General features: G+C 70.1%; 9 protein-coding genes. 6 read left to right on the top strand and 3 right to left on the bottom strand.

From position 1 onward, the window contains the following. Window positions 1–47 precede the first annotated feature (47 nt). Entirely contained in the window at window positions 48–1142 is a 1095-nt protein-coding gene (locus AB0O67_RS35435; protein WP_365459595.1) for a winged helix DNA-binding domain-containing protein, read from the bottom strand. 144 nt (window positions 1143–1286) lie between these two features. Between AB0O67_RS35435 and AB0O67_RS35430 the strand changes: the two genes are divergently transcribed. Both AB0O67_RS35430 and AB0O67_RS35425 read left to right on the top strand, forming a co-directional pair. Further along, window positions 1287–2402: a magnesium and cobalt transport protein CorA gene (locus AB0O67_RS35430; RefSeq protein ID WP_365459598.1), complete on the top strand. Its 1116-nt coding sequence runs from the start codon at window positions 1287–1289 to the stop codon at window positions 2400–2402. 145 nt (window positions 2403–2547) lie between these two features. Then, window positions 2548–2805, top strand: coding sequence for a hypothetical protein (locus tag AB0O67_RS35425; protein WP_365459592.1), 258 nt, complete (start codon window positions 2548–2550; stop codon window positions 2803–2805). A gap of 21 nt (window positions 2806–2826) precedes the next feature. Here the strand turns inward: AB0O67_RS35425 and AB0O67_RS35420 are convergent, their stop codons facing one another. Beyond that, window positions 2827–3357 carry a GNAT family N-acetyltransferase gene (locus tag AB0O67_RS35420; RefSeq protein WP_365459590.1) on the bottom strand — a complete coding sequence of 177 codons (531 nt, stop codon included), beginning with the start codon at window positions 3355–3357 and terminating at the stop codon, window positions 2827–2829. 161 nt (window positions 3358–3518) lie between these two features. Then, window positions 3519–3794: a DUF6059 family protein gene (locus AB0O67_RS35415; protein ID WP_365459588.1), complete on the bottom strand. Its 276-nt coding sequence runs from the start codon at window positions 3792–3794 to the stop codon at window positions 3519–3521. Window positions 3795–4021: 227 nt separating this feature from the next. On the opposite strand from AB0O67_RS35415, the gene AB0O67_RS35410 reads away from it, so the two are divergent. The 4 genes from AB0O67_RS35410 (at window position 4022) to AB0O67_RS35395 (ending at window position 7667) form a co-directional block, all read left to right on the top strand. Continuing rightward, window positions 4022–4822: an AfsR/SARP family transcriptional regulator gene (locus AB0O67_RS35410; RefSeq protein ID WP_365459585.1), complete on the top strand. Its 801-nt coding sequence runs from the start codon at window positions 4022–4024 to the stop codon at window positions 4820–4822. Between the two features lie 103 nt (window positions 4823–4925). Beyond that, a complete protein-coding gene (locus AB0O67_RS35405) occupies window positions 4926–5699 on the top strand; it encodes an alpha/beta fold hydrolase (RefSeq protein ID WP_365459582.1) in 774 nt (257 codons plus the stop codon). Between the two features lie 166 nt (window positions 5700–5865). Further along, the gene (locus tag AB0O67_RS35400) at window positions 5866–6279 is read left to right on the top strand and encodes a DUF4260 family protein (RefSeq protein ID WP_365459579.1); all 414 of its coding nucleotides are present in this window, start codon (window positions 5866–5868) and stop codon (window positions 6277–6279) included. 149 nt (window positions 6280–6428) lie between these two features. After that, complete coding sequence (locus AB0O67_RS35395) at window positions 6429–7667, top strand: cytochrome P450 (protein ID WP_365459576.1); 1239 nt, start codon at window positions 6429–6431, stop codon at window positions 7665–7667. Window positions 7668–7791 lie beyond the last annotated feature (124 nt).

Raw genomic sequence — 7791 nt, 5'->3', positions numbered from 1 at the left:
GCCTCCACGAGCGGCCCGCAACGCCCCCTCTCCATGCGCCGGGACGGTCACGGCAGGACGGTCCCGAAGCGGATGTCGTACGACGCCCCCTCGTGCAGCACCTGGAGAACGCGCGCGCCCTCCTCGGTCACCTCGTCGCGCTGGGCCCGGGTGAGGGTGCCGAACGGCTCGACGACCAAGCCGTCGTCGAGCAGCCGCCAGACGCCGGCCAGGAAGCCGTCGACGAGGAGCGGGCAGTGGAAGGTGTTCACCTGCCAGGTGCGGCCGTGGTGCGCGGGCGGCACCACGCGGGTGCGGTCGGCGTGCGAGAGCAGCAGGTTGTCGAACTCGGGCAGGAAGCGGGGCGGGGCGGGAGTCTCCGGGTCGGGCCGGGGGGCGTCCGGAAGGTCGAAGAGTTCGGCGCCGGTCTCGTCCCGGAAGGTGACCAGCCTGGGGCGGAGCCGTTCGAACACCGGGCGCATCCGGGTCAGACCGGACCAGGTCTGCATGTCCTTCACGGAGGCGGGCCCGAAGGCGCCGAGGTAGCGCAGTACGGCGCTCTCCGCGGTGGCGGCCGGCTCGCTCGGGCGGCCCAGCCAGTGCTCGGCGGTGGTGAGGCGGACCTGCGCGCTCCGGCCCCACAGTCCGCGGGGGGTGACCTGGACCAGCGGGAGCGCGCAGCGGGCGGCGATCGCGAGGGCCTGCGGATCGGCGTCCGGCCACTCGGCGAGCAGGGCCTCGCGCAGCTGCCGCATGGTGCGCGGCTCGGCCTCGACCAGCGCACGGGCGATGCCGGCGAGCCGCTCCAGGTCGACGCCGGTAAGGCCCTGGCGGAAGATCCTGATCTCCCGGTCGCGGGCGGGCTGCACCAGCGGCCGCAGAGTGAGGGAGTCGTCGGCGGTGTGCAGGTGGATGGTGGAGCGCAGGGTGACCATCCGGACCGCCTCACGGCCGGCCAGCAGCTCCGAAAGCTCTTCGGGGCGGAAGCCGTCGAGGCGGGCGGCGAGCGCGTGGTACGGCGGCTTGACCTCCTGGGCCTGCAGTCCGACGAGGTGCTCCACCGCAGCCTGCGCGGACAGCGGCGCGCGGCGCAGGAGCAGCTGGCGGTCGAGGGTGGCGCGGTTGAGGGCGCGGGTGCCGAGCACGGCCGTCGTCTGGGTCATGCTCCGCACGCTAGCGCCGCTTGCGGACAGCTTCGGTCCGCGTCTCTTCATGGGCTCCCTGCGCCTCGTCCCGACCGGATGCCGTTTGCCCCGTATATCCTTGCGAACGGTCACACGGCCCCAGACCGACCAGGGAGGTGCCCCATCGCCTGGAAGAACTCGCCGAAGAGGTCCGGCTGGCGCCGCGCCTTCCCGCCGCAGCCACCGGCCGGCCCGCCACCCGCGCGGCCGGCGGAGACCGGCAGCGTGGTCGAGGCAGCGCTGTACGAGGACGGCGTCCGGGTCTCCTCCCCCGCGACCCTCGCGGACACCTACCGCGAGCTGAACGGGAAGCCGGCCGGCATGGCCTGGATCGGCCTGGCCCGACCCACGGAACGTGAGCTCCTCTCCCTGGCCGAGCAGTTCGACCTGCACCCGCTCTCCGTCGAGGACGCGATGGAGGCACACCAGCGGCCGAAGCTGGAGCGGTACGGCGAGACCCTCTTCGTCGTGCTGCGGGCGGCCCGCTACCTCGACGCGCCGGAGGAGGTCGAGTTCGGCGAGTTGCACGTGTTCGTCGGTCCCGACTTCCTCATCACGGTCCGCCATGGCGCGGCTCCCGACCTCTCCGCCGTCCGCCGCCGCATGGAGGAGACGCCGGAGCTGCTGAAACTGGGCCCGGAAGCGGTCCTGTACGCCATCCTCGACGCGGTCGTCGACGGATACGCACCGGTCGTGGCGGGCGTCCAGACCGACATCGACGAGATCGAGACCGAGGTGTTCCGCGGCGACCCGGAGGTCTCGCGCCGCATCTACGAACTCTCGCGCGAGATGGTCGAGTTCCAGCGCGCCACCCGCCCCCTGGTCGGCATGCTGCACGGCCTGATGGCGGGCTTCGCCAAGTACGGCACGGACGAGGAACTCCAGCGCTACCTCCGGGACGTCGCCGACCACGTCACCCACACCAGCGAACGCGTCGACGGCTTCCGCCAGGCCCTGACCGACATCCTGACGGTGAACGCCACCCTGGTGACGCAGCAACAGAACGCGGAGATGCGGGCGTTGGCGGAGGCGGGGTTCGAGCAGAACGAGGAGATCAAGAAGATCTCGTCGTGGGCGGCCATCCTGTTCGCCCCGACGCTGGTCGGGACGATCTACGGCATGAACTTCGACCACATGCCGGAGTTGCACTGGGTGCTCGGATATCCCTTCGCGATCGCCCTGATGGCAGTCGTATGTACCAGTTTGTACTTCATCTTCAAGCACAAGGACTGGCTCTGAGTATTCAGGCTCACGAGTGCGTAGGATGCCGATCCGAACCGCCGAGGACACATGTCTCGGCCTCTCTCGAAACGCTGGGGAGAATGAGATGCGCTCCTCCTCACCCGGTCCTCCCCGGTACTAGGGCCTGTTGCGAAAGTTGATCTTGAAGCTACCTGCGCAAACGAGGAATCAAAGCGACGATCCCGGTGCCTGCGGACCGGGTCCGCAACCGGCAAAAAAGCTCGGCTCCAAAGGCGGTCGGCCGCCGAAGTTCGACAAGGCCGACTACAAGCAGCGGCACGCGGTCGAGTGCGGGATCAACCGACTCAAGCGGCACCGCGCGGTCGCCACGAGGCACGACAAACTCGCCGTCCGCTACGAGGCGACCGTGCTGGTCGCAGTCCTCAACGAGTGGCTGTGATCAGCACGGCTGCACCACTGCCTACAGAGTGATCCAGTAGCGGCGCTTGATGCCCGCATCGGCGGTGCGCACATCCTCCAGGACGCCACCGTTGCGCTCGATGCTGCGTGCCGATCCGATGTTGTCGTCGTCACAGGTGACGAGGACCCGATCCAAGCCGAGCGTGCGGGCCTCGGGCAGAACCGCACCGAGGGCCCACGTGGCCAAGCCGCGTCTCCGGGCGGAGGGACGAATGCTGTAGCCGATGTGCCCGCCGACATCGAACAGAAAGGCGTTCAGGTAGTGCCGTAGATCGATGGCTCCCAGATAGCTGTCGCCCTCGACAATCCACCAGTGGGTGGCGTGGACGCGCCCTTCTCCCACGGCAACTGACTTGTCCGACTGCTGCTTCAGTTGCTCGACCCACGCCGAGAAAACCCCGGGGCTGGTGAGGTCGGCATTCGGCGCGAGACGCAAGCCGGTCCCGTCCTGGTGGGCACCTGGAGGCCACTCGTCACGCGCCGCGAGCCATGAGGAGCGGAGTTGACCTGTGGGTGTGATCAGTGCAGGCATACGGCGACGCTAACACTCGTCCACACCCGCTGATCAGGCATTTTTGGCTGGCCCGAGCCCATAACTGCTCGCGCATCACACCCGCAAGGCGCGCCCCGATCATCACGACCGAGATCTGGAAGGGCCTGCGCGCCACACAGCCCTTCGGTGCTCTCAGCTCGTCAGTACGGGGTCATGTCCCCCTCGATGCCGAGTGCCGCCCACAGCCGTCGCTCTGTCGGGCTCGGCGGGGTCGTGCAGCGTCGCTCCGGGTGCCCGGCCGGGGGACCCTGGTGCTGGCCGTCCGACCCGTCCGTGGCTCCCGGCGACGGCCCGTCAGGACCAGGGTCGGGGTAGTGGATGCCGGGCAGCGGTCCGGTGAAGAGGGAGCCGAGCTGAATGAGCGGCTCGAGCACGGCGCCGGCCATGCCGGGCCGGAACCTCCATCGCATCCTCATGCCTGGCCTCTCTCCCGAGCCGGTCCCGAGGCCCTCCCGGGACGTCTCCTCGGCCCATGGTCACCACCGGCGCTGAAGCGTCGCTTAAAGGAGCCGAGGAGGGGTGAGACTTGTGAAAATCTCACACCGAAGGCCGACGGATTCCTGGCCGAAATCATGATCGGGTAAGTGTCGTCACAGCTGGCGGACATGCCACTGTTCCGGCATCGGTCGGAAGGAGCTGTGGCATGGAGATAGGAATTCTCGGGCCGCTCAGCGTCAGCATCGACGGCACCTCGGTGGTGCCGAGTGCCGCCAAGCCGCGGCAGCTGCTCGCGCTGCTCGCGCTCAACGCGGGCCGGCACGTGAACATGTCCACCCTGACGGAGGAACTGTGGGACGGCGCTCCCCCCAGCGGGCCCGCCAGTGTCGTGCAGACCTACGTCAAGCAGTTGCGCCAGGCCATCGCGCTCGCCCTGGGACCGGACCGGGAGCGCGCACCGAAGGACGTGTTGTCCCGCAGCTACGCCGGGTACGCGCTGAACCCGCCCGCGCCCTTCGTGGAGGCCGATGTCTTCCAGCAGCTCAGCAACCGCGGTCTGCGCGCACTGGCCACGGGGAACGACGAGGCGGCTTCCCGACTGCTGGGTGAAGCGCTGGGCATATGGCGGGGTCCGGCGCTCGCCGACGTTCGCATCGGCCCGGTTCTACGCGCGGAGATGCTGCATCTGGAGGAGGCGCGGCGCTCCGCGCTGGAGGGACGGATCACCGCCGACCTGCGGCTGGGCAGACATGCCGAGGTGATCGGTGAACTGCGCGCGCTCACTGAGCGCTTTCCGCTCCAGGAGAGCCTGCACGCGCTGCTTATGCTGGCGCTCTACCGGTGCGGACGCTCGTGGCAGGCGCTCGAGGCTTTTCGGAAGCTACGCGCGTCGACTGTCCGTGAGTTGGGTATCGAGCCTCCGCTGCACATCCAGAAGCTGCACCGCGCGATTCTGGCCGCCGATCCCCAACTCAACCTTGACACCCCGAGTTTGGCTGCCCTTTAGCGATGTCAACGAGCGTGGCAGCCGCGTCGGACCGGACTGCCCGCACCCGCCGATCCCCGCGGGCCCAACCCGCTCACCCTGGACGGAACCGAGACGGAGTGACATGAACCGATACCTGTCCCGGAGGCGCCCGGACGGCGAACCCGAGCCTGTGACACGGCTGTTCTGTTTCCCGTACGCGGGCGGCGGAGCCTCGGCGTACCGGCGCTGGCAGCGCGGCCTGAACGCACACGACGCCGGAGTGCGGGTGATGCCCGTACAACTCCCGGGCCGCGAGGAGCGGTCCGACGAACCCAGGTTCACCGATCTCGACGCCCTCGTCACCGACCTGGACGCCCAGCTCGACGAGGAACTGACCGCACCGCACATCTTCTACGGGCACAGCATGGGCGCGCTCGTTGCCTACTCACTCGCCTGGCGGCGGCAGACACGCGGCGCGGTCCTGCCCCGGGCACTCGTGCTCAGCGCCTACCGTGCCCCGCACCTGTCGGCACCGGCGATCGCCGACCCGGACGCCCCGGACGAGGAACTCGTCGCCGGACTGACGGCACTCGGCGGCATCCCGCAGCCCCTGCTCGGCCATCCAGAGTTCCTCTCCGCGCTGCTGCCGGTGGCCCGCGACGATCTCCGGCTGTGCCTCGACAGCGTCGCCGCGCGCCCCGAGCGGCTGCGGGTACCGCTGCACCTGTTCGCGGGAGACGAGGACCGGCTGGTCACGGTGGCCGAGATGCTGGCCTGGCGGCAGCATGCGGGGCGTGGTTGCGAGGTGCGCACCATGCCTGGCGGTCACTTCTTCGTCAAGTCGGACGAGGGTGCCTTCCTGCGTGAACTCGCCGCCCTCACACGCCGCTACGCCACGGAGCGGGTCGCGGCGTGACAGGCCGGTACCGCGACCACGGCGACAGGGCCCGCAGGCAGACCTCGGACCAGGTCCTCTCCCGCCGCCGGGCCCGGCCCCGGCGGTGCCCTCCCGCCGGAAGGGCGAACCCACGCAGCGGTCGGCGGCGGGCCGTGCTGCCCTCCCTGGAACAAGGAGCCATCCCGTGACACACGACACCGCACAAGGCGCCATCAGGAGTTCGGCCTCCCGGAAGGTACGCACCGCCTGGGGGGTGCTGGCCGCCCTGCTGCTGATCTGGGCGGTGTTCGAGGCGGCGAAGTACGGTGGATGGGTGATCGTCGCGGCGGTCGCCGGTTTCCTGGCTCCCGACCTGTCGTTCCTTCTCGGCATGTCCGGCCCGCACCAGCACGGCCGGCTCTCCCCCAGGGCTGTCCCCGTCTACAACCTCGTGCACCGGCCCGTCACCGCCGTCGTGGTCATGCTGACCTGCCTGCTGCCCGACTCCCCGGCCGTCGCCGTCCCTCTGTTCAACTTCGGGCTGGCCTGGCTCGTCCACATCGCCGCCGACCGAGCCCTCGGGTTCGGCCTGCGCACCCCGGAGGGCTGGCAGCGCTGACCCCGGGGCCGCTTTAGTCCCGGACAAGCCCTCGCTGCCAGGCTCGCCGGGGTTCCCCGACCGCGCTTCGGGCCGCTCGTCCGGCCGCGCATCGGATCCCCGAACCACCGCACACGTAACCACTGAGCACCTGTTGCCGGAGGAATCGCATGGAGACGACGGACACGACGCAGGGCGGCCCACCGGAGGCCGGCAGTCCCCTCATGGACTACCCGTTCCACCGCCCTTCGGCCGTGGAAGTTCCCCCTGTTTACGAGGAGTTGCGGGCCAAGTGCCCCGTCGCCCACGTCCGGCTGCCCAGTGGCGACGAAGGCTATGTGGTCACTCGTTACGACGATGTGCGTACCGTGCTCGCCGACGCCAGGTTCAGCCGGGCCGCCACCATCGCCCCCGACGCGCCCCAGCTCACCGCGACACCGCCGGTGCCGGGCAGCCTGTTCACCACCGACGCGCCCGAGCACACCAGGCTGCGCCGGCTCGTCTCCCGAACGTTCACCGCCCGCCGCGTACAGGAGATGCGCCCTCGGATCCAGGAGCTCACCGACGGCCTCCTCGACGAGATGGAGAAGTCGCAGGGGCCGGTCGACCTCAACACGGCACTGGCGTTCCCGCTGCCGGTGATGGTGATCTGCGAGCTGCTCGGTGTGCCGTTCGAGGACCGTGACCGCTTCCGGGAGTGGTCGGACGCGTTCGTCTCGCTGACCGCGCACAGCCAGGAGGAGACCCTGGCTCAGCGCCAACAGATGCTCGGATACCTGGCGGAACTCGTCAAGCGCAAGCGCGAGGAGCCCACGGACGACCTCATCGGGGCGCTCGTCGCCGCCCACGACGAGGAGGGCAGCCTCAACGAGTACGAGCTGATCGTCATGGCGGCCACCATCCTCGTCGCCGGTCACGAGACCACCGTCAGCATGATCGGCAAGTGCGTACTCACCCTGCTGCGCCACCCGGAGCACCTGGCCGCGCTGCGTGAGCACCCGGAGATGCTCGACCACGCCATCGAGGAGCTGCTGCGCGTCAACCCGATCGGTGACGGCGGCCCGCTGCGGATCACCCTGGAGGACGTCGAGATCGGCGGCACCGTCATCCCCAAAGGCAGCGCGGTCCTCGCGGCGGTGTGCTCCGCCAACCAGGACCCCGAGCGCTTCCCCGGAGCGCAGCCCGACGAGTTCGACCCCGCCCGGGCCGCGGCCGTCCACCACGTCGCCTTCGGCCACGGCCCGCACTTCTGCGTGGGCGCCTCGCTGGCCAGGGCGGAGCTCCAGATCGTCATCTCCTCGCTGCTGAAGCGGTTCCCCGACCTCCGGCTCGCGGAGGACGTCGAGTCCCTGGAGCTGACGACCGGCATGATGGTCCACGGCCTGTCGCGGCTGCCCGTCGCCTGGTGACGGACCCCCGCACAGCGCCGCCCCGGCAGCCCTACCAGGGGCGACCGGGGCGGCGGCATTCCCGGCCCGAGCCGCCGGCGCCCTGACCCCGGGCTGTCTGGTCGTCACCCCGGGGGACCGCGCC

It is taken from the genome of Streptomyces sp. NPDC086077 (assembly GCF_040686175.1).
Taxonomy (GTDB): domain Bacteria; phylum Actinomycetota; class Actinomycetes; order Streptomycetales; family Streptomycetaceae; genus Streptomyces.
The sequence above is the reverse complement of the archived record's forward strand: the minus strand, read 5'-3'. Positions and strand labels throughout refer to the sequence as shown.